This window comes from Streptomyces sp. NPDC036815, from assembly GCF_055609205.1.
Genome location: NZ_JBVJPW010000041.1, coordinates 1 through 25,263, shown reverse-complemented (window position 1 = coordinate 25,263; position 25,263 = coordinate 1). Strand labels below are relative to the sequence as shown.

At 71.3% G+C, this 25,263-nt stretch carries 16 protein-coding genes and 2 pseudogenes; 11 read left to right on the top strand and 7 right to left on the bottom strand.

The window, feature by feature from the left end; genetic code table 11:
- Nucleotides 1–183: pseudogene (locus tag ACZ69I_RS38750) on the top strand (peptide ABC transporter ATP-binding protein); the annotation flags it as partial.
- 81 nt (nt 184–264) lie between these two features.
- Here ACZ69I_RS38750 and ACZ69I_RS38745 read toward each other — a convergent pair.
- The 6 genes from ACZ69I_RS38745 to ACZ69I_RS38720 form a co-directional block, all read right to left on the bottom strand.
- Nucleotides 265–942 carry a response regulator transcription factor gene (locus ACZ69I_RS38745; RefSeq protein WP_361717479.1) on the bottom strand — a complete coding sequence of 226 codons (678 nt, stop codon included), beginning with the start codon at nt 940–942 and terminating at the stop codon, nt 265–267.
- 317 nt (nt 943–1,259) lie between these two features.
- Nucleotides 1,260–2,597 (bottom strand): MFS transporter, encoded by a 1,338-nt coding sequence (locus ACZ69I_RS38740; protein WP_467682901.1) that lies wholly within the window; start codon nt 2,595–2,597, stop codon nt 1,260–1,262.
- Entirely contained in the window at nt 2,594–4,525 is a 1,932-nt protein-coding gene (locus ACZ69I_RS38735) for an amino acid adenylation domain-containing protein (RefSeq protein ID WP_470837214.1), read from the bottom strand. Before ACZ69I_RS38735 ends, ACZ69I_RS38740 begins: the two co-directional genes overlap by 4 nt.
- Nucleotides 4,526–4,557: 32 nt before the next feature.
- Nucleotides 4,558–5,343, bottom strand: a complete 786-nt coding sequence (locus ACZ69I_RS38730; RefSeq protein ID WP_470837212.1) for a class I SAM-dependent methyltransferase — start codon at nt 5,341–5,343, stop codon at nt 4,558–4,560.
- Nucleotides 5,340–6,278, bottom strand: coding sequence for a thioesterase domain-containing protein (locus tag ACZ69I_RS38725; RefSeq protein WP_470837210.1), 939 nt, complete (start codon nt 6,276–6,278; stop codon nt 5,340–5,342). The genes ACZ69I_RS38730 and ACZ69I_RS38725 overlap by 4 nt, the downstream gene beginning before the upstream one ends.
- Nucleotides 6,279–6,353: 75 nt before the next feature.
- Nucleotides 6,354–7,118 carry a sulfotransferase-like domain-containing protein gene (locus ACZ69I_RS38720; protein ID WP_470837208.1) on the bottom strand — a complete coding sequence of 255 codons (765 nt, stop codon included), beginning with the start codon at nt 7,116–7,118 and terminating at the stop codon, nt 6,354–6,356.
- Between the two features lie 255 nt (nt 7,119–7,373).
- Here ACZ69I_RS38720 and ACZ69I_RS38715 point away from each other — a divergent pair, with 255 nt between their 5' ends.
- Genes ACZ69I_RS38715 through ACZ69I_RS38685 form a run of 7 tightly spaced genes read left to right on the top strand, consistent with a single transcriptional unit; the run spans nt 7,374 to nt 19,853 of the window.
- Nucleotides 7,374–10,703, top strand: coding sequence for a non-ribosomal peptide synthetase (locus ACZ69I_RS38715; protein WP_470837206.1), 3,330 nt, complete (start codon nt 7,374–7,376; stop codon nt 10,701–10,703).
- A 41-nt stretch (nt 10,704–10,744) separates the two neighbouring features.
- Complete coding sequence (locus ACZ69I_RS38710; protein WP_470837204.1) at nt 10,745–12,958, top strand: acyl-CoA dehydrogenase family protein; 2,214 nt, start codon at nt 10,745–10,747, stop codon at nt 12,956–12,958.
- A 47-nt stretch (nt 12,959–13,005) separates the two neighbouring features.
- Complete coding sequence (locus tag ACZ69I_RS38705) at nt 13,006–13,266, top strand: MbtH family protein (protein ID WP_467682908.1); 261 nt, start codon at nt 13,006–13,008, stop codon at nt 13,264–13,266.
- The gene (locus tag ACZ69I_RS38700; protein ID WP_470837203.1) at nt 13,263–14,072 is read left to right on the top strand and encodes a thioesterase II family protein; all 810 of its coding nucleotides are present in this window, start codon (nt 13,263–13,265) and stop codon (nt 14,070–14,072) included. The genes ACZ69I_RS38705 and ACZ69I_RS38700 overlap by 4 nt, the downstream gene beginning before the upstream one ends.
- A complete protein-coding gene (locus tag ACZ69I_RS38695; RefSeq protein WP_470837201.1) occupies nt 14,069–17,221 on the top strand; it encodes an amino acid adenylation domain-containing protein in 3,153 nt (1,050 codons plus the stop codon). Before ACZ69I_RS38700 ends, ACZ69I_RS38695 begins: the two co-directional genes overlap by 4 nt.
- Nucleotides 17,218–18,822, top strand: coding sequence for a condensation domain-containing protein (locus ACZ69I_RS38690; protein WP_470837199.1), 1,605 nt, complete (start codon nt 17,218–17,220; stop codon nt 18,820–18,822). Before ACZ69I_RS38695 ends, ACZ69I_RS38690 begins: the two co-directional genes overlap by 4 nt.
- A 47-nt stretch (nt 18,823–18,869) precedes the next feature.
- The gene (locus tag ACZ69I_RS38685; RefSeq protein WP_470837197.1) at nt 18,870–19,853 is read left to right on the top strand and encodes an aldo/keto reductase; all 984 of its coding nucleotides are present in this window, start codon (nt 18,870–18,872) and stop codon (nt 19,851–19,853) included.
- Nucleotides 19,854–19,947: 94 nt separating this feature from the next.
- On the opposite strand, the gene ACZ69I_RS38680 is transcribed toward ACZ69I_RS38685, so the two are convergent.
- Complete coding sequence (locus ACZ69I_RS38680) at nt 19,948–21,117, bottom strand: argininosuccinate synthase domain-containing protein (RefSeq protein WP_470837195.1); 1,170 nt, start codon at nt 21,115–21,117, stop codon at nt 19,948–19,950.
- A 341-nt stretch (nt 21,118–21,458) separates the two neighbouring features.
- Here ACZ69I_RS38680 and ACZ69I_RS38675 point away from each other — a divergent pair, with 341 nt between their 5' ends.
- The 3 genes and pseudogenes from ACZ69I_RS38675 to ACZ69I_RS38665 form a co-directional block, all read left to right on the top strand.
- Nucleotides 21,459–24,572, top strand: coding sequence for a non-ribosomal peptide synthetase (locus ACZ69I_RS38675; RefSeq protein ID WP_470837194.1), 3,114 nt, complete (start codon nt 21,459–21,461; stop codon nt 24,570–24,572).
- Between the two features lie 4 nt (nt 24,573–24,576).
- Nucleotides 24,577–25,122 (top strand): adenylyl-sulfate kinase, encoded by a 546-nt coding sequence (gene cysC, locus ACZ69I_RS38670; protein ID WP_470837193.1) that lies wholly within the window; start codon nt 24,577–24,579, stop codon nt 25,120–25,122.
- 2 nt (nt 25,123–25,124) lie between these two features.
- Nucleotides 25,125–25,263: pseudogene (locus tag ACZ69I_RS38665) on the top strand (sulfate adenylyltransferase subunit CysD); the annotation flags it as partial.

Below are 25,263 nucleotides of genomic sequence, written 5' to 3'. Positions count from 1 at the left end.
TCCCCCGCCAACCCGCCCTCCGGCTGCCGCTTCCGCACCCGCTGCTGGAAAGCCGAGGACAAATGCGCCAAGGAGGTCCCGCTGCTCGCCATCCCGGAGCGGTTCAAGGGCCAGGACACCCCCGCCGCCCACGAATCGGCCTGCCACTTCGCCGAGGAGAAAGCCGTACTCGTCGTCGAGTAGCGAGTCTCTCGTGTCGCGTCGAGTCGGGGAGAACGGCTAGTACGGCAGCGGGACATGAGACTCCGTCGAACGGCTGAGGGATCAGCCGTCGGCTGTCGCCATCTGCATCACCCCTGAGCGGTAGGCGAACGAGACCAATTGGGCCCGGTCCCTGAGTTCGAGCTTGTTCCGCAGCCGGTACACGTGCGTGCGCACCGTGGCGATGCCGATGGCGAGGTCCACCGCGACCTGTTCCGTCGACCTGCCGCGCGCGATGAGCGAGAGCACCTGCCGCTCCCGCGGAGTCAGGGCGGCCGCCACGGGTTGCAGACTTCCTTCCGGGCGGCTGTCCTGTCGGCGGAACCAGCTGACGAGACGCTCGGCGACCCGAGGCGCCAGCATCATCTGTCCCCGCGCCGCGGCGTGTACCGCAGAGACCATTTCCGCGTGGTCGACCTCTTTGACCAGAAGTCCGGTCACGCCCGCGTGCAGCAGGGCGGAGATGACGTCGTCGCTGTCGTCCATGGTGAAGGCGACGATGCGCGGAGCAGGGGAGATGTCCTCCTTGCGGAGTCTTTTGATCATTTCCAGGCCGGAAAGGCCGTCCAGCGCGAGGCTGGTGATGATGACGTGCGGACGGCGTGTCCTGGCAATCATCATCGCGTGGATCCCGGAATCAGTGGAATCGATGACGCGAATGTCTTCTTCGGGCGCCAGTATCGCACTGATTCCGTTGCGCACAATGGGCAGTTGATCGCAGATGAGTACGTCGATCGGCATGGTCCCCGTTTCGCTTCCCGTATCTGGGGACATGAGAAGGCGTACGGTATTGATGCCGAAATCACGCACGCATGCTCGTACGGCGTCCGGGCGAACAACTGCCTCTGGACGCGACGGCGTACGGCTTGATTTCCCCCCGGTTGGTCTTCCCCGTCCCGCATCCGCCTCAGCTCGTGACTGAGGCGGTTTGGTTGGTGTAGACCCTGCCGACTCTCGCTGTACAGGTCAAGGCTTGAGTTTCCCTGCACCGTGTGCTTTTGCGGCCGCTCAAGCGGAATTCCTCGAAGTTTCGAGGCCGTTGTGATCAAGCCACCACGTCAGGACGGAGAACTGGCCTCGGTCTGTGGCCGGAACTCGACGGGCTTGCTGTCTGATTCCTGATCCTCGTGGACCGCTTCCAGATTGCGGGCATCTCGGACCACGAACAACAGTGCGGGCGTAAGGAACATCCACATCGCTCCCACAATGAGAACGGTCGTCGTGGATGTCAGACCGCCGGCGGGCCCGACGAGGGCCTGCCCCACGGGAAGCAGCCCGATGCTGCCCAGCCACTCGTACGAACTGACCCTGCTCATCGAGCCGATGGGGACGTTCTGCTGCATCGCGGTCAGCGAGAAGACGTTGAACATCGAGAGGCCGATGTTGCTGATGACCGCGGCGACGGCGATCACGGGCACCGGCGCGAGCAGCGCGATGGCCAGGAGCTGCAGACCGTAGAGGCCGAGCGGCATGAAGGACGCGCGCATGATGAAGCGCGGCCGCATGCGGAGCGCGATCACGCCGCCCAGGACCGAACCGAGCCCGGTGCACGCGCTGATGATCGCCCAGGCGGACGCGCCACCGAGGTCGTCACGGGCCAGGGCGGGGCCGAACACCTGCCAGGCGGGGAGCACGAGGAGATGGAACGAGGCGGCCCACGCCACCATGGTCCACAGCCACGTCCGGGACTTGAACTCGCCCCAGCCCAGCTTGAGGTCGTTGATGATCGACGAGGCCTTCTCCGTCTCGTCCTCGTCCGTGGCGGACGCGGGCGCGAGACGGATGAGGTACAGCGCGGCCGCACTGACGGCGAAGGTCGCCGCGTCGAAGATCAGAGCGGCACCGGGGGAGAACAGCACGACCAGGACACCGGCGATGGCCGGGCCGACGGTGTACGCCGTGTTCTCGCTGAGCCCCATCAGCCCGTTCGCTCTTTGCAGTTGCGCGGGCTTGACGACCTCGGGGAGCAGGCCCGTGGCGGCCGGGTGGAAGAAGGCTCCCGCGGTACCCGCGATGAACTGCAGCGCGACCATCGACGGCAGCGAGGCGGTGCCCGTGAGCAACATGACGCCCTGCGCCAGCTGGGACAGGAAGCAGGCCGCGTCGCACAGGAGCATCAGGCGCCGACGGGACATGCGGTCGGCGATGACCCCCCCGAGCAGGAGCAGCAGCACGGTGGGGACCACCCGCGCGGCGAGCACCAGGCCGAGGGCCGTGGCGGAGTCGGTCAGCTCGAGGACGGCGAAGGCGAGGGCGACCGGCACGATCGCGTCGCCGATGATCGAGCTCGTCTGGCCTATGTAGAGCAGCCTGAACTCGCGCTGACCGACCAGTTCTCGCAGTTCCCCCCTGCGGGCCTTTCGTCGTTTCGTCGGCCCGTCTGCGGAACTGTTCATGTCGTCCTTTCGTGAGTGGGTGCCTGCGCGGCCGAACCGTCCGGCTCTGTTTCCTGCGCGGCCAGGAGGGCGTCCAGGTGATCGGGGTCCATCGCCGCCATCAGCTCCGCGGTCACGGCCTGCGCGAGCTGCGCGACAGTGGGTCCTTCGAGGAGCACGCGGACTTGCAGTCGCACACCGAAGTCACGCCGCACCCTTGCCATCAGGCGGATGGCGAGCAGCGAGTCCCCACCGATGTCGAAGAAGTCGTCGTGGATGCCGACGCGACGCCGGGACAGCACCTGGGCGAAGGTGTCCGCGATGCCCTCCTCGATGTCGTCGCGCGGCTCGTCGGCCGGCTCGGCATCGTCCCATGTTCTTACCGGTGGCGGGAGTTGAGTGGGGTCGAGCTTGCCGTTGGGGGTGGTGGGGAGGGCGGCGAGAGGGGTGATGGTGGCGGGGACCATGTGCGGCGGCAGGTGCTGCGCGAGGTGGTCGTGGAGGGTTTTGAGGGTGACCGAGGTGGCCGGGACGCCCGAGGCCAGGACCGTGTGGGCGGCGAGCTGCGGGTGCGTCGGGTCGCTGCGGTCGAGTGTGACCGCGGCGGCGTGCACGCCCGGGTGCGCGAGGAGGGTCCGCTCGATCTCGCCGGGTTCGATGCGGAAGCCGCGGAGCTTGATCTGGTGGTCGCTGCGGCCGTGGTGGTGGAGCCGGCCGTCGGGGGTGCGGTGGGCCAGGTCGCCGGTGCGGTAGAGGCGCCCGCCGGGCACGTGGGGGTCGGGCAGGAAGCGGTTGGCGGTCAGGTCGGGGCGGTTGAGGTAGCCCTTGGTGACGCCGGGCCCCGAGACGTACATCTCGGCGATCGCGTCGTCGGCGACGGGGCGGAGCTGTTCGTCCAGGAGGTGGACGGTCAGGTCCGGCAGAGGAGTGCCGATGGGGGTGCCGTGCGGCCGGGGATCGCTGAGGTCGGCCGGGGTGAGGCGATGGTGGGTGACGTGCACGGTGGTCTCGGTGATGCCGTACATGTTGACCAGGAAGGGGGCCTCGGTGCCGTAGTGGGCGGCCCAGTCGGCGAGTTGGGCGGGCTGGAGGGCCTCGCCGCCGAAGACGATGTGCCGCAGGCCCGTGGGCCCGTATCCGGCGCGGGCCGCCGCGCGCGCCAGGTGCGCGAATGCGGTGGGTGTCTGCGAGAGCATGGTGACCCGCTGCTCGCCGATCAGGCGCCACATGGCGTCCGGGTCGCGGGTGGTGGCATAGGGCACGACGTGGACGCGGCCGCCGTGCAGCAGCGCGCCGTAGATCTCCCACACCGAGAAGTCGAACGCGGCCGAGTGGAACATCGTCCATACGTCGCTCTCGTCGAAGCCGAAGAGCTCCTTCGACGTGGAGAAGAGCCGCAGCAGGTTGTCGTGGCTGACCGCCACTCCCTTGGGGCGGCCCGTGGAGCCGGAGGTGTAGATGACGTACGCGGTGTCCAGCGCCGATACCCCCGTCCACCCACCGTCGGCGTCCCCCGTGCCGTCGTCGGCAGCGCCCGTGTCGTCGAGGTCGACGAACGCGCCGCCGACCCCGGCGAACGTCTCCGCGAGCCGCCCCGGGGCCGCCACCGCCACGCACCCGGCGTCCGTCACCGTCATCCGCAGCCGCTCACCGGGATACCCCGGGTCCAGGGGCACGTAGCCCGCGCCCGTCCGCAGCGCCGCCACGAGCGCGACGATCAGGCCCACACCCCGGTCCGTACACACCGCCACCAGGGAGCCGCGTCCCACGCCCGCCGCCCGCAGGCGCCGGGCGAGCGCCTCCGACCGGCGGTCCAACTCCGCGTACGACAACGACTGCGTGCCGTCGGAGACCGCTGTGCGCTCCGGCCACCGGCCCACCACCTCCGCCAGCACCCCGCACACGCCCGTGGCGCTGTGCCCGGCCGGATTCTCGGACGCGTTCAACACGGCTGTTCCCCTTTTTCTGACGGTTGGGTCGGTCACTCGGAAGCGGTGGCGACCCAGACGAAGTCCTCGGATTCCGGCGCGTAAGGACTGCGCTCGTAGTCCCCGTACTCGTGCTCGATACGGAACCCGGCCTGCTCCAGCAACGCGCGGATTTCCGGCGGGAACCGGTAGATGTTCTTGCGGATGTCGTGGCGGCGTTCCAGGACCAGGCCCTGCTCGTCGAGGATTTCGCTCACGCGTCGGCGCGTGATGCTCTGCTTCTCGAAGTCGAAGGTGCTGTAGTCCCACAGGGCGATCCGGCGGCCCGTACGCGGATGACGGATCTCGTCGACGAAAAGCTGACGATTGTGGTAATTGGTGAAGTCCGCTTCCTGGAAGACCGGGACTCCCGCGACGAAACGGGCGCCCGGGAGCATATGCCGGCGAATGGTGGCCAGCGCCGCCAGCCAGTCCTCGTCGGTTTCCAGGTGGAACATGGTCTGACCGCCCGCGAGAACGAGGTTGAACCGCTCACCCAGGTCGAAATCGCGCAGGTCGCCTTCGACCAGACCGACCCGTTCCTCGGGCACGCCGGACTCCGACAGATTGACCCGGCCCCGGGCCAGCATCGACGGGGAGCGGTCCACGCCCACCGCGCGGTCGACGTGTTCCATGCAGGGCAGCAATACCCGGCCCGTGCCACAGCCGATTTCGAGCAGCGGTCCGCCGAATTCCTTGGCCTCGGTCAGCAGGAAGGGCAGATCGAAGCTGTTCAGATCGGCCCAGAGAACGTCGTAGATTTCCGCTTCGTGGAGGTAGTCGTCTTCGGTCCCGGTCACCGGTACTCCTGAGTTTCGTTGACGGTGTGAAGCAGAATGCGGGCGATGTCGTGCACGGTCTTCCCGGTCAGCAGACTGAAGTGGTCGCCGGGGAGGGGATGCCGCCGCAGCGGGACCCCCGTGCACAGGGGCTGCCAGGTCTCCGGACGGACGTCCGAGGCATCGGCGTGGAACAGCGTCACCGGCCCGTGATGGGCGCCCGGCGCGTGCCGCTGCATGGCTCTGGTGGCATGGGCGAACACCGTGTAGCGGCTCCGGAGTTCCGCGATGGCGAGGCCGAGGCCGAGCCCCTGATCCTCCAGGCCGCGGGCCGCGCGCTCCAGCGCCTCGGGCACGGGTGCGTGCCAGACGGCGTCCGGCAGCGGCACGCCGTCGGTCTCGGCGCCGCTCGAACCGAGCAGGTCCTCGATGAACGCCCGCAGCGTCTCCGGCCGGGACCACGGGCCGGTCCCGGCCGGCCACGGCGCGCTGTCGATGAGCGCGACCGGGACGGTCCACCCGGTCGCGGCGGCGTGGCGGCGCGCCATCTCGTGCGCGACCAGGCCACCGAAGGACCAGCCGCCCAGGAGCGCGGGGTGCGCCACCCCGCGCTCGCCGAGCAGGCCGAGATAGTGCTGGGCCAACTCCGGGACGGTCGGCGGGTGTTCGCCGGAGAGGGTCTCGTCGGCGGCGATCGCCCAGACCGGACGCGGTCCTTCGAGGAGCCGGGCGAGCATCCCGTAGCAGAAGACCCCGCCGCCGATGGGATGGGTGAGCACGATCGGATCGGTGCGCCCCGCCGCGCCCTCCCGCAGGACGATCACGCCGCCCGACGAAGGGGCGACCCCGTCCGGCGCGGTGGCCGCGCCGGACGGCCGGGCCTGCTCACGCTCCCGGAGCATGCGCAGATACAGCTCGCGCTGGGCCGGGGACAGCGCCTTGATGCGCTCGTCCACGGAAGGCGTACTACCGTCTCGCGTCACTGATCCACTTTCGTTCGCCCCGGCTCTCCCGCTCCCCTTCGCGTGCCGCTACGGCTGCGCGGGCGCTTCCTGGGGCCGCAGGCGCCGCTCGTACAGGTAGGTGTAGAAGGGGAGTTCTTCCCGGTGGTAGTCGGCGAGCAGCGGATTGCTCTCGACCGTGTCCGCGTACTTCTTGGTGCTCTTCACGAAGCCGTCGGTGGCGCTGGCGTCCTGGTGCCAGCGCGCCGTCAGCTTCCACTCGGCGGGCATGCCGGGGGACCAGGAGAGCGTGGTGGGGTCGAACGGAAGGCCGACCCGCTCGCAGTACGCCCGCACGGTCGCCTCCGGCCGGTCGATCAGGTCGTCGGAGTCGACCACGACGGGCTCGGCTCCCTGAGCCTCCGCCACGGCCACGTAGATCTCCTTGAGCCGGGCGAACCCGACCTCCTCGCGGCGCAGTTCGGGATTGAGCGCGTAGTGCGACGCGATGACCTCGGCAGGGTCCCGGATGATGAAGGTGTGGCACACCTCGCGCAGGAATTCCTGATCCCCGAGCACGCCCGGGTAGTGGAAATCGGTGGTGTCCTTGAAGAACAGTCTCGATTTCGCACCCATATCCCCGATGGCGGCGATGAGTTCGGCCTCGGAGTGCACCACCCGGTCTCCGACCTCCGCGGAACCGAAGTCCGCGAGACGGGAAAAGGGCTCGTGCAGGGCGAGGACGTCGTCCCGCCCCATCATCATGCGCAGAAACGCGGTCGAGCGGGAGCGGGGCGCACTCCACAAGGCGATGACCTGCGCCCCCGAACCTCCGCCGCGCAGCGAGTCGTTCATGTCCGGCTCCTCTTCTTGACGGCACGGTCACCGTGGGCCGCCGCTGCTCATGGGTCAGCCGCGGCCAGCAAGCAGACTAATCCAGAGGCCGGATCGCGGAATAGCGAATGGCTTTACGCGGTCGTTCATCGCTGAGCCACAGTGGGGTAAGCGTCACGCTTACCCGGAACAAGCACCGATGGTGAGGACAGTCCCCGGAGCCTCTCTTTATCGTTCCGAATCGGTACCCGAAGTCCGGCCGAATGGAGATCTGCCATGAGCGAGCTGGTCAAGAGACTGGCCAAACTGCCCGAGAGTCGCCGGGCAGAGTTCCTCGCGCAGCTCCGCTCGGGAGCCGAGGGCCGGCGAAGCCAGGAACTGACTGCCAGGGACACACAGGAGCCCGCGCCCCTGTCCCATGCGCAGGAGACCCTCTGGTTCATCGACCGGCTCGCACCCGGCATGGCCACGTACAACGTCGCCAGCAGCTTCCGCATCAGGGGAGCCCTCGACGTCCCCGGCCTCCGCCGGGCGCTGCGGACCGTGGTCGACCGCCACGAGAGCCTGCGCACGTCGCTGGTCGACACGCACGCGGGCCTGGTGCAGCGCGTGCTGCCCGTGGACGACCCCCGGGCCGGGGCCCCGCTCACCGTGCGGGACCTCTCCGCCGCCCCGGAGGGCGCCGAGGCCGCCCGGAGCTTCGCCACGGAGCTGGCACGCACCCCCTTCGACCTCACCGAAGCGCCCCTGTGGCGTGCGGAGCTGGCGCTCCTCGGCGAGGACGACCACCTCTTCGTCTTCGTGGTCCACCACGTCGTCTTCGACGGCTGGTCGGCCGGTGTCTTCGCGGACGAACTCTCGGCCGCCTACGCCGCCGAAGACCTGGCCCCGCTCGCCGTCCAGTACGGCGACTACGCGGACTGGCAGCGGCGCCGCCTCACCGGCGACACCTACGAAGAGCTGACCGGGTACTGGCGCGAGCGGCTCACCGGCGCCCCCACCCTGGAACTTCCCACCGACCGGGCCCGGCCCCCGGAGACGACCTACGACGGCACCTACCTGCGCCGGGTCCTCGCCCCGGACCTCGTGGGCCCCGTGGCACGGCTCGCCCGCTCCTGCGGCGTCACCCCCTACGTGGTCCACCTCTCGGCCTTCCTGCTGCTCATGCACCGCTACAGCGGCCAGGACGACGTCGTCATCGGCACGCCCACGGCCAACCGCGACCAGGTCGAGGTCGAGCGGCTGATCGGCTTCTTCGTCAACATGCTCCCGCTGCGCGCCGACCTGTCCGGCGCCCCGAGCTTCCGCGAACTCGTCGAACGCGTCGGCGCCCTGGTGCGCGAGGACTTCGCGCACGGCGAGCTGCCCTTCGAGAAGATCGTGGAGGTGGCGCGGCCCCGCCGCGACCCGTCGCGCTCCCCGCTGTTCCAGGTCGTGTTCGCCTTCCACAACACCGTCGACAAGGGCCTCGCACTGCCGGGCCTCGACGTCCGCCAGGAGTACCTCGACGCAGGCACCTCCCGCTTCGACCTGAGCTGGAACGTCACCGAGCGGCCTGAAGGCAGCACCGTGGAGGCCGAGTTCAACACCGACCTCCTCGACGCCGAGACCGTCGAGGGGCTGCTCTCCCACTACGAGCGCGCCCTCACCGCGGTCCTCGCCGACCCCGGCCTGACCGTCTCCAGGACCCCGCTGCTCTCGTCGGCGGCCCGCAAGGAGATGGTGACGAAGTGGCGCGGCCCCGCCCTCGCCGTACCCGACCTCTCGGTCCCGGCGCTGTTCGAGGAGCGGGTGCGGGCCACCCCGCACGCCGTGGCCCTGGCCGTCGGCACGGAACAGCTCACCTACGCCGAGCTCAACGAGCGGGCGAACCGGCTGGCCCGGGTGGTGCGGGCACGCGGCGCGGCGCCCGGTGCGCGGGTGGCGCTGTGTCTGCGCCGTACGCCCGACCTGATCGCGGGTGTCCTCGCGGTGCTCAAGTCCGGTGCCGCGTACGTGCCGGTGGACCCCGGCTACCCGGCGGCCCGGATGGCCTCCATCCTCGACGACGCGGCGCCCGTCGCCGTGCTGGCCCACGAGGAGTGCGCCGGGAGCCTGCCCGGCGGCCACGACGTGCTCGTCCTGGAGCACCTCGCGGACGAGCTGGCCGCTCAGGACGGCGACGACCCGGCGTACGAGGTCTCCCCTTCGGACGTCGCGTACGTCCTGTACACCTCCGGCACGACCGGCCGCCCCAAGGGCGTGCTCATCGAGCACCACTCGGTGACCGGATTCGTCGAGGCGATGCGGTACCTCTTCGAGATCACCCCCGACGACCGCGTACTGGGCTACGCGTCGGCGAACTTCGACGTCTCCGTCGGCGAGGTGTTCAACGCGCTGCTCACCGGCGCGCAGTTGCACCTGGTGCCGGACGACGTGCGGCTGGACGTGGGCCTGCTGCAGGAGCTGCTGGAGAAGGAGCGCATCTCCCTCGTCGATCTGCCGCCCGCGGTCCTGGCCCTCCTCGACCCCGACCGCCTGCCCGACCTGCGCATCGTCTTCGTCGGTGGCGAGGCCTTCCCCGGCGAGCTGGTGAACCGCTGGAACCGGGACGGCCACCGCTTCTTCAACGGCTACGGGCCGACGGAGTGCACGGTCACCATGGTCGTCCACGAGTGCCCCGGGCACTGGGACGCCTCCCCGCCGATCGGCCTGCCCATCGCCAACCACGTCGCGCACGTCCTGGACGAGCACCTGGAGCCGGTGCCCTACGGCGTGATCGGTGAACTGCTGGTGGGCGGCGAAGGGTTGACGCGCGGATATCTCGGGGCCCCCGAGCTCACCCGCGAGAAGGTGATCGCCGACCCGTTCGACAGCACCGCGGACGGCCGCCTCTACCACACCGGTGACCTGGTGCGCAGGCGCCGTGACGGCAGCCTCGTCTTCGTCGGGCGCAAGGACCAGCAGGTGAAGATCCGCGGCCTGCGCATCGAACTCGGCGATGTCGAAGCCGCGTTGGCGACCTGCCCCGGCGTCAGCCAGGTGGCCGTCGTGCCCTGGGCGGACCCGCACGGCGAGCGGCACCTGGTGGCCTACACCGCCTCCTCGGGCGCGACCGTCGAAGCGGCGGAGCTGCGGACCCACGCGGCCGCCCGGCTGCCCGGCTACATGGTGCCGTCCTTCTTCGTCACGCTGGACGCCCTGCCGCTCACGGTCAGCGGCAAGGTCGACCAGCGGGCCCTGCCGGACCCGGATCCGGACCACCTCGCCGCACGGGAGACCGGCGGCGCCCTTCCCCGCACGGAGACCGAGCGCGTCCTCGCCGAGGAGATCTTCGCCAAGGCCCTGCGGCAGGAGCGGGTCGGCGTGCACGACGACTTCTTCGCGATCGGCGGCAACAGCCTCCAGGCCGCGTCGCTGATGTCGCTGCTCTCCGAGCGCTTCCAGGTACGGGTCGGCCTCGCGGAGTTCTTCCGCTCGCCCACCGTGGCCCACCTCGCGCAGACCGTCGACCGGCTGCGCGCCCGGGCCGACGGCAGCGACGACCTGCTCGCCCTGATCGAGGGGATGTCCGACGAGGACGCGACCCGACTCATGGACGAGGACGCCGGGGACAGGCAGAGCTGACCCGGTGGCACGGACCGTACGAGCGAGAAGAGACCAGCGACATGCACTTCGGCTTCACCCCGGACCAGGAAGCGTTCCGCGGCCGCGCACGCGAGGAGCTCGGCGCCGGGGACATCCGGGCTGAGCTGGACCGGCTCCTGGCCGACACCGGCCGGGAACCGGACGTCCGCCCGCTGTACCGGGCACTCGGCCGGCGCCGCCTGCTGGCCGCCAACTGGCCCGAGGAGTACGGAGGCCGGGGCGCCACGCTGACCGAGGCCTCCATCGTCGCCGAGGAACTGGCCCGCGCGGGCGTGCCGGACACGCTGCACGTCAACACCGTGCAGATCGTCGGGATGTTCCTGCTGCACGCCGGATCCGAACAGCTCAAGGCGCGTTACCTGCCCGCCGTCGGCGAGGGCCGGAGCTTCGCGAGCGTGCTGTACACGGAGCCGGAGGCCGGGTCCGACCTGGCCGGGCTGCGCACCACGGCGGTACGCGACGGCGACCACTTCGTCATCAGCGGCGTGAAGGCGTACAACCTCAAGAGCGACATCACCGACGTCGCCCTGTGCGCCGCGCGGACCGGCGCCTCCGAGGGGCGCTACCAGGGCATCACCCTCTTCATGGTGGCCATGGACGCTCCCGGCGTGCGCAGGGAGACCATCGCCGGGATCGCCGACGAGCAGTTCCACCGGGTCGTGCTCGACGAGGTACGGGTGCCGGCCACCGATGTCGTCGGCGAGGTCGGCCAGGGGTGGCAGCTGCTCACCCAGGCGCTCGCCGTGGAACGCACCGGTCTCGACTACTCGCTCAAGGCCGAGTCGTGGTACGCGGCCGCGGTCGCCGGTGGCCTCGACGGCGCGGAACTGGAGCGCGGCGGCCGCTTCGGCGCGGAGGTCGAGGCCGCGCGGCTGCACACCTGGTGGGTGCTCGCGCAGCTCGACCAAGGGCTGGACGAGGCCGACACCACCAGCGCGGCCGTGGCCAAGTACGTCACCAGTGAACTGGCCCGTGCGGTGGCCGTGTGGGCGAACACGCTCCCGCCGTCCTCCCTGCCGGCCGCCGCGGCCTCGACCCTGGAGGCCGCGTACCGGGAGGCGCCCGGTCTGGCCTTCTCGGCCGGCACCTCCGAGATGATGCTCCAGATCGTCGCCGCGGGTGAGGGCGGCGGTACGGGGGCCGCCACGGAAGCGGTCGAGGACACCCTGACCCGTCACCTGCGCCAGGCGATCCGCACCCGCTTCGCCTCGATCGCGGCGCGTAAACTCGGGGCGGACGCCGTTCACGGCGCCCCGGCGCTGGACGGCGCGTCCTGCCCGAGCTGGCCCGCGCTCGCCGAGATCGGCGCCCCCGGCTTCGAGGTGCCCGCGGACGCGGGTGGCCTCGGCCTGGGGCTGCCGGGCTCCCTGGTGGTCTGCGAGGAACTGGGACGCGCCGCCCTGGGCGGCCCGTACCGCGCCACGGCACTCACCGCCGACGTGGCGGGGCTCTGCGCCGCCGACGACGCGCACCAGGCCGTCCTGAACGGCTTGAGTTCGGGTGAACTCACCGTGTCCGCCGACTCGTTCGGAGCCGGTGAGCCGCTCGCGGCACATCCGGCCGACGGGGGCTGGACCGTCTGTCTCAAGACCGCCGAGGGCGCGCACGAGCCGGACACCACACACCGGCTGCTCTTCCTGGACACCGCGGACGGCGTGGTCGCGGCCCTGCTCCCCACGGACGGCCAGGGCGCGCCCGGCGACGTGTTCGTCCCGCACGGCCACGCGCTGGGCCGGCCCTCCGCGGCGCAGTGGACGGAGCTGACGGCCCGCGCCCGCATCCGGCAGGCCGCCTACCTGCTCGGCCTGGCCGAGGGCGCGCACGCCGCGGCCCGCGCGTACACGCTGCGCCGCGAGCAGTTCGGCTCCGTGCTCCACGACTTCCAGGGCGTCTCCTTCGCACTGGCGCGCGCGGCGACCCGCGTGGAGACGGTGCGCCTCGCGGTGCTCAGGGCGGGAGAGCTCGCGGACGAGGACCGGCCCGCCGCCCGCGCCGCGCTGGACGCACTGGCGCTGGCCGCGGAGACGGCGGCCGAGGTCACGGCGAGCGCCGTGCACGTGTGCGGGGTGCGCGGCCTGACCGCGGAGCTGCCGGTGCAGCGCCACTACCGGCTGGCCCGTACCGAGACCGTCCGCATGGGCGCGCCCGCCGGACTGTTCCGCGAGGCGGGACGGCTGCGGCTGTCCGGCGGGAACGACCTGGAGCTGCTGACCGCCCCGACCGGCACGCCATGACCGAGCACCACCGAACCAGCACACGACCGAGAACCGAGGAGACGCCCATGGCCGCAACCGAACAGCCCGAGGCCGCGGAACAGGAGAGCGAGCTCCAGTACCGCGTGGTCGCCAACGACGAGGAGCAGTTCTCCATCTGGCCGCTGGGCCGCGAAGTCCCCGCGGGCTGGCGCGACATGGGGGTCAGCGGGCCGGAGGCGCGGTGCCTCGAGCACATCGCCGAGGTCTGGACCGACCTGCGGCCGCTGAGCCTGCGCCAGGACATGGCGGCCGCCACCTCCGCGCCCTCACCGGCGCTGCCCCGATGACCACGGACACCACGGTGGACCGGTGGCTCTCGGGCGAGCGGGTACCGCAGGCCCGGGCCCGCCTGATCGCGTTCCCGCACGCCGGGGGAGCGGCCAGTGCCTACCGGCAGTGGTCGGCGTGGGCGGGCCCGGACCTGGAGCTGCGCGCCGTGCAGTACCCGGGCCGCGCCGGACGGTTCACGGAACCGGCACACACCCGGTGCGAGCCCTTGGCGCACGAGATAGCCGCCCGGCTCCAGGCGTTCACTGACCTTCCGCTGGTTCTCTTCGGCCACAGCATGGGCGCCCTGGTGGCGTTCGAGGTGGCGGTGGAGCTGGAGCTGACGTACGGCATCCGGCCCGCTCACCTCATCGTGTCCGGGGCCCCGGCCCCCTCCGTGCCGTCCCGCACCACCGCGATGCGCTCCGACGTGCCCGACGAGACGCTGGTCGCCGCGATGCGCGCGCTGGGCGGCAGCAAGGAGGAAGTGCTCGCCGACCCGGAGCTGCTGCCCCTGATCCTGCCGGTGATGCGCGCGGACCTGGCGATCGGCGAGAGCTACCGGCCGCGCGCCCGGACGCGGATCGGCGTCCCCGTCACCGTCATGTCGGGCGTCGACGACGCCTCCGCCACGGCCGCGGACGTCCGGGGCTGGCAGGACTACACCACCGGGGAGTTCCAGCAACTCTCCTTCCCCGGCGATCACTTCTACCTGCACGCGGAGCACGCGCGGCAGGTCTTCGGCCGCGTACGCGACCTGGTCGGGAGTTGCGCGGCCGACGGAACGCGGCGGCCGGACGGACGATGGAGCGAGCACACCCAGTGACGTACGCGGAACCGCTGGTCCACCAGCTCTTCGAGGCCCAGGCCACCGCCGCGCCGGACGCCGTGGCCGTGGTCCACGGCGCCGTCTCGGTGAGTTACCGGCAACTGGACGAGCGCGCCGACGCGTTGGCCGTGCACCTGCGCGCGCGGTCCGCCGACGCGGTGGACCAGGGCCCCGCCGGGGAGCCGGTGGTCGCCGTCCGGATGCCGCGCGGCCCAGAACTGATCACGGCGCTGCTCGCCGCCGCCAAGGCGGGCGCCGCCTACCTGCCGCTCGATCCCGGGCTCCCCGCGGACCGCACGCGGTATCTGCTCCGGTCCGCCGGGGCACGGCTGCTGCTCACCGACGGCAAGCGCGTGCCGCACGCCGACGCCACGGCCGTCGCCGGGGACCTGCCCGTGCTCGACGTGGGCGTCGCGCCGCGGGACAGCGCGGGCGCTGATGCGGACGGCGCCGTACGCGACGACCCTCGATGCCTCGCCTATCTCATCCACACCTCCGGTTCCACCGGCCTCCCCAAGCCCGTGGCCGTCGAGCACCGCTCGCTCGCGAACCACGCGCGGGCCGTCCGCACGCTCTTCGGGTTGTCCCGCACGGACCGCGTGCTCCAGTTCACGAATCCCGGATTCGACGTACTCGGCGAGGAGGTCTACCCGACCCTGGCCGCGGGCGGCACCCTCGTCGTCCTGGACGACACCGCGCTGCCGCCCGCCGCGATGGAGGACTTCCTCCGTACGCACCGGGTGACGGTCGCCAACCTCCCGACGCCGTACTGGGCGCAGTGGTGCGCCGATCTCGACCGGACGCCGCGCCCCCTGCCGGAGAGCCTGCGACTCCTCGTCGTCGGCAGCGACACCACGCACACCCGCACCCTGGCCGCCTGGCGCGGGCACAGCGCCGTACCGGTGATCAACGCCTACGGGCTCACCGAGACCACGATCACGGCCACCGCCGCGGTATATCCGGACCACGCCCCGCTCCCCGGCGGCAGCACGCTGCCCATCGGCACCGCACTCGACGGCGTCGAGGCGTACGTCCTCGACCACGCGATGGCGCCCTGCCCTGCCGGTGAGACCGGTGAGCTGTACATCGGCGGCCGCGCGGTGGCGCGCGGCTATCAGGGCAGGCCCGACCTCACCGCCCGGCGCTTCGTGCCCGACCCCTTCGCCGAGAACCCCGGCGGCCGCCTGTACCGCACCGGCGACCTGGCGCGCCGGGACGCGGACGGCGCGATCGAGTTCCTGGGCCGCGACGACCACCAGGTGAAGATCCGCGGCCACCGCGTCGAGCCGGCCGAGGCGGAAGCGGCACTGGCCCAGGACCCCCTGGTACGGGAGTGCGCCGTAGTGGCCATGACCGCGGAGCCGGGGCACACCCAACTCGTCGCCTACATCGTCGGGGACGCCGATCCGCGGCGGCTGCGCGCACTCGCCGCCCGGTCCCTGCCCGACTACGCGATCCCTTCGGCGTACGTCGCCCTGCCCGCCCTGCCCGTCACCGCCCAGGGCAAGCTGGACCGCAAGGCCCTGCCCGCGCCCGCGCCGGATGAGCGCCACAGTCCCTACGTCCGCCCTGCGGGGCCGGACGAGGAACGCCTCGCGGCGCTGTGGAGCGAGGTGCTCGGCGTGCCCCGCGTGGGGCGGAGCGACGAGTTCATCGGGCTCGGCGGCGACTCCCTGCACATGGCCCGGGTCATCGGCCGGATCGCGCAGGAGTACGGGACGCGCGTGAGCGCACGCGAGTTCCTGGCGGCCGGCACGGTCAAGGACCTCGCCGTCCTGGTCCGCGGCGGCGCCCCCGTACCGCCCCCGGCGCGGGAGACCGCCCCCGCGGACGCGGTCTCGCCCGGCGAGCAACGCCTGTGGATCCTCGGGCAGTTCAGGCAGGCGGCAGGCACCGCGTACAACGTGCCGAGCGCGCTGCGGCTGTGCGGCCCCCTCGACGTCGCCGCGCTCCGGCTCGCCCTGGGGGACGTCGTCGAGCGCCACGAGCGCCTGCGGACCTCCTTCCACTTCCGGGACGGCCGCCTGAGCGCCGAGATCGCGCGGGACGTGACGGTGCCCTTGCCGGTCATCGACCTGAGCGCGGGCGAACACGGCGCGGCCGCCCCGCTCGTACGGGCCGAGCAACTCGCGCGGCAGCCGATCGACCTGGCGAGCGCCCCCCTGCTGCGCACCGCGCTCATCCGGGTGGCACCCGACGACCACCTGCTCGTCGTGGTCACCCACCACATCGTCTCGGACGGCGTGAGCAGCGACGTCCTCGACCGGGACCTGGCGGCGGCCTACGCGGCGCGGCTGGCCGGTGAGACGTCGCCGTGGCGTGAACCCTCCACCGGGTACCGCGACTTCATCCGTACGCGGCAGGACCTGGACGGCTCCGCCTCGGCGGACGCCCTCGTCGAACACGTGGTGGAACGGCTGAGCGGAGCGCCCACGGTGCTGGACCTTCCGGCCGACCACCCACGGCCCAAGGCCATGAGTTACCGGGGCCACCGCCTCTCGCGGAACACCCCGGACGGTCTCCTCGCCGCGGTCACCCGGCTCGCGCGCGAGGAGGGAACCACCCCGTACTGCGTGGTCCTGACCGCGCTCGGCGCCGCGCTGCGCGAACTCTGCGGGCAGGACGACCTGTTGATCGGCTCGCCGGCGGCGGGGCGGCCGGGGCCGGACTTCGAGGACGTCCTCGGGTTCTTCGTGAACACGGTGGTCCTGCGGCTCGACTTCCGGGGCACCCGGTCCTTCCGCGACGCGCTGCGCCTCGCGCACGGGCAGGTGCTCGACGCCATCGAGCACGAGTACGTCCCCTTCGACCGGCTGGTGCAGGAACTCGTCACGGAACGGGTGCTGTCCGTGCCGCCGCTCGTCCAGGCGGCCCTCGCCTACCAGGGGCCGCGACGCCCGGAGGCCCGCCTCGCGGGGCTGCGGGCGACGCCGGTGCCGCTGCACAACGGCAGCGCGAAGTTCGATCTGACGCTGGAGATCGAGGAAGTGGCCGGGGAGATGGTGGCCACCGTCGAGTACAGCACCGACCTCTTCGCGCGCGGCACGGTGGAGGACCTGCTCGACCGCTGGACAGCGGTGATTTCAGAGGCAGTCGCACGGCCGGATGCGGTCCTGTGCGACGCAAGGGGAGGGGCGAGGACATGACGGAGACAGGTGTGCGGGGGATGCCGGCGGGAGCGGGGATCGAGCGGCTGCGCGGGGTGTGGTCGCAGGTGCTGGGGCGCGACTCCATCACGGCGGACGACAACTTCTTCTCCCTCGGCGGGGACTCGATCACGGCGATCCGGCTGGTGGCGGAGGCGCGCGCGGCGGGCCTCGACATCAGCGTGGAAGAGGTGTTCCTGCACCCCACGCTCGGTGAACTCGCCCGCGAGGCGGCGGGGATCGGCGACGGACCCGCGGCGGAGCAGCCCACCACGGGTGCCGCGCTCACGACGACGCTCGCCGACCTCGATCCGGGGCTCGTGCCCGCGGGCGTGGTGGCCGCGTACCCGCTCTCCTCGCTCCAGTTGGGCATCCTGTACCACTGCGAACTCAGCGACGACCCGGCGCTCTACCACGACCTGACCCGGGTGCGCGTGAGCGGCCCGTGGGACGAGGGGGCTCTGCGGGACGCCGTGGCGGCGCTCGTCGACCGGCACGAGATGCTCCGCACCTCCTTCGAGCTCGCCGAGTTCCGCGAGCCCCTCCAGCTGGTCCACGGCACGGCCACGGTCCCCCTGGAGACCCAGGACCTGAGCGGACTCAGCGACGAGGAGCAGCAGAAGGCCCTGGACGACTGGTGGGAGCGGGAGTCCGCGACCGCCTTCGACGAGACGAAGGCCCCGCTGCTCCGCATCCACGTGGGCGTCCTCTCCCAGGACTCCTTCCACCTCTCCCTGTCGGTGCACCACATCCTCCTCGACGGCTGGAGCTTCGCCCGCCTCGCCACCGAAGTGCTGGTCGAGTACGAGCGGCGGCTCGGGTACGACGGCCCGGGACTCGAAGCGATGCCCCAAGTCCGCTACCGCGACTTCGTGGCGGCCGAGCAGCGCGCCACCCGGAACGACGCGTCCCGTACGTACTGGGGCGAGCTCCTGAAGGGCATGCGGCCGCTGGCCCTTCCGGCGGCCTCCCCTGCGGAGGGGCCCGAAGCCGCCGAACTGGTCCAGGAGTTGCCCGACGAGCTGGCCGCGCGGGTGCAGGAGTTCTCGGCCGCCATGGGGGTCCCGGCCAAGAGCGTCTTCCTGGCCGCGCACCTGTGGGCGATGGGTGAGCTCTGCGGGACCGAGGACGTGGTGACCGGGCTGTGCGGCAACGGCCGTCCCGAGTCGGAGGGGGCGGACCTGGTGCTCGGTGTGTTCCTCAACGTGCTGCCGGTGCGCGTACGGCTGGAGCACGGCAGCTGGACGGAGCTGGTCCAGGCGGCGTTCGACGCGGAGCGCGAGCATCTCGCCCACCGCGGTTACCCGTTGGCCCGGATCCAGAAGGACCTGGGGCACGCACCCTTCGAGGCGATGTTCAATTACACGGACTTCCACGTCTTCGACAAGGTCGACTCGCTGCGCCGCATCAGCACCGACCGGTGGAGCTTCGCCGACCGCACGAACTTCCCGGTGCTCGTCGAGGTGAACCGGCTCCCGCAGCGGAAGACCTACGAGTTGAGCATCCGGGTGGATCCCGCACAGGCGTCCGGGACGCTCGCGCCGAGGATCGGGGAGTCGATGGTGCGGGCCCTGTCCGCCATCGTGCGCCAGGCGGACTGACAGCAATGCGGCAGTGAATCAGTGACAAGCGGAAACGAGGTTCGATCGTGGAGTACCGACGCTTCGGCAGGCTCGGGTGGCAGGTCAGCGAAGTCGGCTATGGAATGTGGGGAATAGCCGGAGGTGAGGGCGGCTGGTCCGGCGCCGACGACGCCACGGGCCAGGAGGCCCTGGAGGAGAGCATTCGGGGCGGCTGCAACTTCTTCGACACCGCGTGGATTTACGGGCGCGGCCACAGTGAGGAATTGCTCGGAAAGCTCCTTGAGCAGCACCCGGAAGAACAGCTCTACATCGCCACGAAGATCCCGCCGAAGGACCGCAAGTGGCCCTCGACCCGGGACTCCAGGCTCGCCGATGTATTTCCCGAGGACCACATCCTCGAATACACCCGCAAGAGCCTCGAGGGGCTCGGCACGGAATCGATCGACCTGCTGCAGTTCCATGTGTGGGAGGACAGCTGGGCCGACGACCGGAGCTGGCAGGACCCCATCCGCCGGCTGAAGGACGAGGGAGTCGTCAAGGGCGTGGGCATCAGCGTCAACCGCTGGGAGCCGACCAACGTCCTCAAGACGCTCGACACCGGGCTCGTCGACTCGGTCCAGGTGATCTACAACATCTTCGACCAGGCGCCGGAGGACGAGCTGTTCGCCGCCTGCCAGGAGCGGGACATCGCCGTCATCGCGCGCGTCCCCTTCGACGAGGGCACCCTGACCGGCACCCTCACGCACGACACGACCTGGCCCGAGGACGACTGGCGCAGCTCGTACTTCGTGCCGGAGAACCTGCACGCGAGCGTCGACCACGCGGACGCGCTCAAGAAGGTCGTGCCCGCGGACATGACCATGCCCGAGCTGGCGCTGCGGTTCATCCTGCAGCACCCCGCGGTGAGCACCGTGATCCCGGGCATGCGCAGCGTCCGCCACGTCGCGGCGAACCTCGGGGTGAGCGGTGCGGAGCCGCTGTCGGCAGAGCTGTACGCCGAACTGCGCAGGCACCGCTGGGACCGTACGCCGACGGCCTGGTCGCAGTGACGGCCCGGCCCCGGTAGGGACAGCCGAAGAAAGCCGGGGGCGGGGAGTTCGACTCCCCGCCCCCGGCTTTTCGGACGGTCCGGCAAGTGAGCTGCTAGCCCGCCTGCGTGATCCAGTGGTGGCCGCCGTGCGTGAAGCGCGTCTGGCGCGCCGTCCCGGGCGCGTCCGCGAGGTCGAGCAGCCGCTGGACCTGGACGTTCCCCCGGTACAGCGTCGCCTCCACGGTGCCGCTCACACCGGCCGCGAGAAGGTCGACGCCGCCCGCCGCCGCCCGTCCGGACGCGTCGTGGAAGCGCCCCTCGTACACGGCGGTGCCGAGCGTGGCGGACAGCTGGCGCAGCAGCGCCGCCGAGGGCTTGTCCAGGCACGCCTGGTACAGCGCGTCGAGGCAGGGGCCGAGGACGTCGAGCCCCGGCGCCTCGTACACGCCACGGCACTTGGTCCCGTTCACCCGGTTCTCGACCACGGTGCGCAGCGATATCCCGTGCCGGCCGCCGAGGGCGTTGGCCCGCTCCATCGCTTCGAGCGGGGTGACCGCGGTGCCGTCCACCGCGACGGGACGTCCGCCCTCGAAGCGGACGGTGAACGTCTCGGGCTCGGCGGCCGCGTCCTGCGGCCACACCGTCATCAGCGGCTCCACCGACGCGGGCGCGGTGGTCAGGGACTCCAGCGCGTCGCTCTCGTGCGAGAAGCCGGCGAGTCCGCCGTCGACCGAGTACGCCACCCAGTCCGTGAGCTCCTTGGCGTAACCCAGGCCGGACAGGTACGCGCTCATGTCCGCGCGGGTCGGGAACCGCTCCAGCATCCAGGCCCTGGTCCACGGCGTGAACACCGTGAGGTCGGGCGTGAAGCGTGCCGCGTAGCGGGCGAACCTGGACTGGTCGTTGCCGCCGCCCACGCAGCCGTGGGCCAGGACGTCGCACCCGTCGGCGCGCAGGACCGGGCCGAGCCCGCCGACCAGGACCGCGCGCGAGGCGCCGGTGGTGTTCCAGTAACCGCCCTCGTAGGTCGCCTGGTACGTCACGAGGTCGAGTGCGGTGCCGGCCATCTCGGCACGGAGGTCGACGACCTTGGACTTCAGGCCGTACTGGGAGAGGCGCGCGGCGAGTTCCCCTGCGGGCAGCGGCGCCTGCTGGCCGATGTCGGCGACGTAGCAGGTCACGTCGACATCGTTTTCCGCAAGCCACGCGGCGACGGCGGTGCTGGAAAGCCCGCCCGAGGTGAACAGGCCCACGCGCAGGCCCTTGAGTTGTTTCAAATCCATCTGCGTATTACCCCCGGGGCCGTGCGTCGACATAGTGGATACCGAATTCCATGACGGACCGAGCCGTGACATTAGTATCCCCGTTCTCGCCGCGTCAACGCTCACTCCACCTGCGACGGACAGGTCGCCGACGGAGCCACATCTGTAATTACGATGCTTACGGACGTGGTAATCACGTAGCGGTATCGCGACTCCTGGCGGCGGCCTTACCTTGTTCCGGAATATTAGGGGAATCACGATTCGTTTTCCCGGTTCGGAACTTCCGGTTCAGTCCGAACAAGTCCGAACAGTCGGGGCACAGTAGGCCGCCCACGAAGCGGCCCGTCAAGGGGGCGTCCGGTATGTCCGAGCGGTATCGAGTCGGGTCACGGAGTGACGTTGCGGAGCCATCCGCCGACGATCCGGGAGACCGCACCGTCCTGCAGCTCTTCGAGGCCAGGGCGGCCGCGACGCCGCAGGCGCCCGCCGTCACCCACGGTTCGCTGACGCTCTCCTACCGGGACCTCGACGAGCGGGCCAACGCCCTCGCCCGGCAGCTCGCCGAACGCGGCGTGGGACGCGGCGACTTCGTTCCGCTCGTCGTCGACGGGGGAGCGGAGCTGCCCCTCGCGATGATCGCGGCGATGAAGCTCGCGGCACCGTTCGTCCCGGTCGACGACTCGGGCCCCGCGGACCGCCTCGTCCGGATGATCGAGACGCTCGACGCCAAGGTGGTGCTGACTTCGGAGGGCAGCCGCCAACTCCCGCCGGCCGTCCCTGTGCTGCCGGTGCGGCCCACGGAAGCGGCGCGTGACGCGGCGCCGCCGCCCGTGCCCCCGGCCACCCTGAACGACATCGTCTACGGCTTCTACACCTCGGGCTCCACCGGGCTGCCCAAGTGCACGCTCAACGTGCATCGGGGCCTGCTCAACCGCTTCGCCTACATGAGCCGCCGGCTCAGCAGCCGCGTGGACGAGGTCGTGCTGCAGAACAGCAGGCACCAATTCGACTCGTCGCTCTGGCAGTTGCTGTGGCCCCTCACCACGGGAAGCCAGGTCGTGATACCCGAGCGCTCGGGCATCCTCGACCTCGAGGCGACCGTGGACGTCATCCACCGGCACGCCGTCACCACCACCGACTTCGTGCCCTCGATCTTCAACACGCTGGTGGAACTGCTCACCACGGAGCCCGGCCTGATCCACCGCCTCGCCTCCCTGCGCCGACTGCTCATCGGCGGCGAGGAGATGACCGCGGACGCCGTCCGCACCTTCCGGTCCTATCTCCCGGACGTGGACATCATCAACACCTACGGCCCGACCGAGGCGTCGATCGGCAGCGTCTTCCACACGGTGAGCGACGCCGACCGCGACCCCATGCCGATCGGCCGCCCCATCGACAACACCTACGCGGTGATCGTGAACGACCGCGCGGAGCTCGTGGAGAACGGGGAGACCGGCGAGATCTGGATCGGCGGCGAGTGCCTCGGTCTCGGCTACGTGAAGGACCCCCGCAAGACCGCGGCCGTCTTCGTGCCCAACCCCTTCCCGGAGATCCCCGGCGACCGGCTGTACCGCACGGGTGACCTCGGCTACCGGCGGCCGGACGGGCTCCTGCAGTTCGTCGGGCGCCTCGACCACCAGGTCAAGATCGGCGGCGTGCGCATCGAGCTGTCGGAGGTCGAGGCGGGGCTGCTGAGCCACCCGCAGGTGCGCGAGGCCAAGGTGATCGTGCACGAGGAGGGCGACAGCCGGGCGCTCGTCGCCTTCGTGACCGTGCGCTCCGCCGAACTCGGCACCGCCCGGCTCAGGGAGCACGCGGCCGCGAGCCTGCCGCCCGCGCTGACACCGCGCCGCTTCGTCGTCCTGGACGCCATGCCGCTCACCCCCAACGGCAAGGCCGACCGCAAGGCACTCAAACAGCTCGCCCAGTCCGGCCCCGCCACGGACCAGGCCGACCTGCCGGAGCCGACCGTCACCGGCGGCACGGCGGGGGCGGAGCACGCCCCGGAATCCGTCGAGGTCGTGGTCCGCGCCACCTGGCTGGGCTTCCTGCCCGTCGGACAGGTCGACCCGGGCGCCGACTTCTTCGAGCTGGGCGGTGACTCGCTCGGTGCCCAGCGCCTCGCCGTGGCCCTGAGTGAGCGGTTCGGCATCCGCGTGTCGGTACGGGACGTGTATGAGCGCCCGACCGTGGCCCAGCAGGTCGCCCTCCTGACCGGACACGACGCCCACCAGCAGGCCCCGGACGGCGCCGCCGACGAGGCCGCGGCCCGCGAGCTCGGGGAACTCCTCGACGCCGACGCGGTGTTGCCCGAGGACATCGTCCCGCCGTCCGTCGTCACCGCGCCCGCGTCCCCGCGCGACGTGCTGCTGACCGGCGCCACCGGCTTCGTCGGCGGTCAGCTGCTGCACGACCTGCTGGTCGGCACGGATGCGGTCGTGCACTGCCTGGTACGGGCGGACGACGCGGCGAACGCCCGGCAGCGGGTCGTCGCGAACCTGCGCGAGTACCGCCTCTGGGACGAGACCCACGCGGACCGGATCGAGGGGGTGCCGGGAGACCTGCGTCTGCCCCGACTCGGCCTCGACGAGGCGGAGTTCACCACCCTGGCCGAGCGCGTCGACACGGTCGTCCACAACGGCGCGATGGTCAACCTCGCCCGCGGCTACCACGCCCACCGCGGCGCCAACGTCCACGGCACCGTGGAGATCCTCCGCTTCGCCACCACCCACCGCGCCAAGCAGCTGCACTTCGTCTCGACCCTGGGAGCGTTTCCCACCGGGGAGGACGGCGCAGGGTTCATACCCGAGGGCCCCGTGCCCGCCGACGCGGTGCCCGCCGACGGCTACAGCCAGTCGAAGTGGGTCGCCGAACGGCTGCTCGCCGAGGCCGCAGAGCGGGGCCTGCCCGTCACCGTTCACCGCTTCGGCGAAGTCACCCCGCACTCCGTCACCGGTGTCCCCAGCCGCTCGGGACTGCACGACCTGCTCGTCAAGGCCTGCCTGCGGACGGGGATGTGGTTCTCCAGCCCCATCGTCACCGACTACACGCCGGTGGATCACGTCAGCGCGCTGGTGGTCGCCGCCGCCTGCCGGTGCGAGCGCGGGTGGCTGCACGAGGTGCAGCCCCAGGCCGTGGGCTTCGACGCGCTGATGGCCGTGTTCCAGGAGGTGTTCCGCCTCACCGAAGTGACGTACCCGGTGTTCTGGGAAGAGGTGCGGCGGCAGTCCGCCGCGTCGCCCGACAACAGCGACCTCGTACGGGTCCTCGCGCTGCTGCCGCCCCCCGAGGACGCCGACGGTGACGGGGGACTGCGGGTGAAGGAGAGCCTCGCGGGACTCTTCCGGCAGGACCCCGCGGCGGTGGGCAGGGAGCGGGCCGAGCGGCTGGCAGCCGAGGCCGGTCTGTCGTGGCCGCCCGTCGGACGCGACGTGTTCCGGCGGTACGCGGCCTTCTACCAGTCGATCGGCTGGTAGCCGCATGCCCGATACCGACGGCGGCGGGACGGTGTGGCTGACGGGGCTGCCGAGCGCCGGGAAGACCACGATCGCCCACGCGCTGGCCGAGCGTCTGCGGGGTGAGGACCACCGCGTGGAGGTGCTCGACGGCGACGAGATCCGCGAGTTCCTCTCGGCGGGCCTCGGCTTCAGCCGCGAGGACCGGCACACCAACGTGCAGCGGATCGGGTTCGTCGCCGAACTCCTCGCCCGCAACGGCGTGAAGGTCCTCGTGCCGGTGATCGCGCCCTACGCGGACAGCCGGGACGCGGTGCGCGAACGGCACCGGCGCGAGGGCACCGTATACCTGGAGGTGCATGTCGCCACTCCGGTGGAGATCTGCTCCGAACGCGATGTGAAGGGTCTGTACGCCAAGCAGGCCGCGGGGGAGATCGCCGGTCTGACCGGGGTCGACGACCCGTACGAGGAGCCCGAGTCGCCGGATCTGCGCATCGAGTCGCAACGGCAGACCGAGCAGGAGTCCGCAGCCGCGCTGTACGCGCTGCTCGTCGAAAGGGGTCTGACGTGACGATCAGCGTGCCTTCGCTGCCACACGTGACCGAAAGCCCGTACGTACTCAGCCACTTGGACGCGCTGGAGTCCGAGGCGGTGCACATCTTCCGTGAGGTGGCGGGGGAGTTCGAGCGGCCGGTGATCCTCTTCTCCGGTG

Bases quoted from the DNA above. Each gene is read 5' to 3' on its own strand.
- ACZ69I_RS38745 (WP_361717479.1), bottom strand. From the start codon at position 942: ATGCCGATCGACGTACTCATCTGCGATCAACTGCCCATTGTGCGCAAC.
- ACZ69I_RS38740 (WP_467682901.1), bottom strand. From the start codon at position 2,597: ATGAACAGTTCCGCAGACGGGCCGACGAAACGACGAAAGGCCCGCAGG.
- ACZ69I_RS38720 (WP_470837208.1), bottom strand. From the start codon at position 7,118: ATGAACGACTCGCTGCGCGGCGGAGGTTCGGGGGCGCAGGTCATCGCC.
- ACZ69I_RS38715 (WP_470837206.1), top strand. From the start codon at position 7,374: ATGAGCGAGCTGGTCAAGAGACTGGCCAAACTGCCCGAGAGTCGCCGG.
- ACZ69I_RS38710 (WP_470837204.1), top strand. From the start codon at position 10,745: ATGCACTTCGGCTTCACCCCGGACCAGGAAGCGTTCCGCGGCCGCGCA.
- ACZ69I_RS38705 (WP_467682908.1), top strand. From the start codon at position 13,006: ATGGCCGCAACCGAACAGCCCGAGGCCGCGGAACAGGAGAGCGAGCTC.
- ACZ69I_RS38700 (WP_470837203.1), top strand. From the start codon at position 13,263: ATGACCACGGACACCACGGTGGACCGGTGGCTCTCGGGCGAGCGGGTA.
- ACZ69I_RS38690 (WP_470837199.1), top strand. From the start codon at position 17,218: ATGACGGAGACAGGTGTGCGGGGGATGCCGGCGGGAGCGGGGATCGAG.
- ACZ69I_RS38680 (WP_470837195.1), bottom strand. From the start codon at position 21,117: ATGGATTTGAAACAACTCAAGGGCCTGCGCGTGGGCCTGTTCACCTCG.
- ACZ69I_RS38675 (WP_470837194.1), top strand. From the start codon at position 21,459: ATGTCCGAGCGGTATCGAGTCGGGTCACGGAGTGACGTTGCGGAGCCA.
- cysC (WP_470837193.1), top strand. From the start codon at position 24,577: ATGCCCGATACCGACGGCGGCGGGACGGTGTGGCTGACGGGGCTGCCG.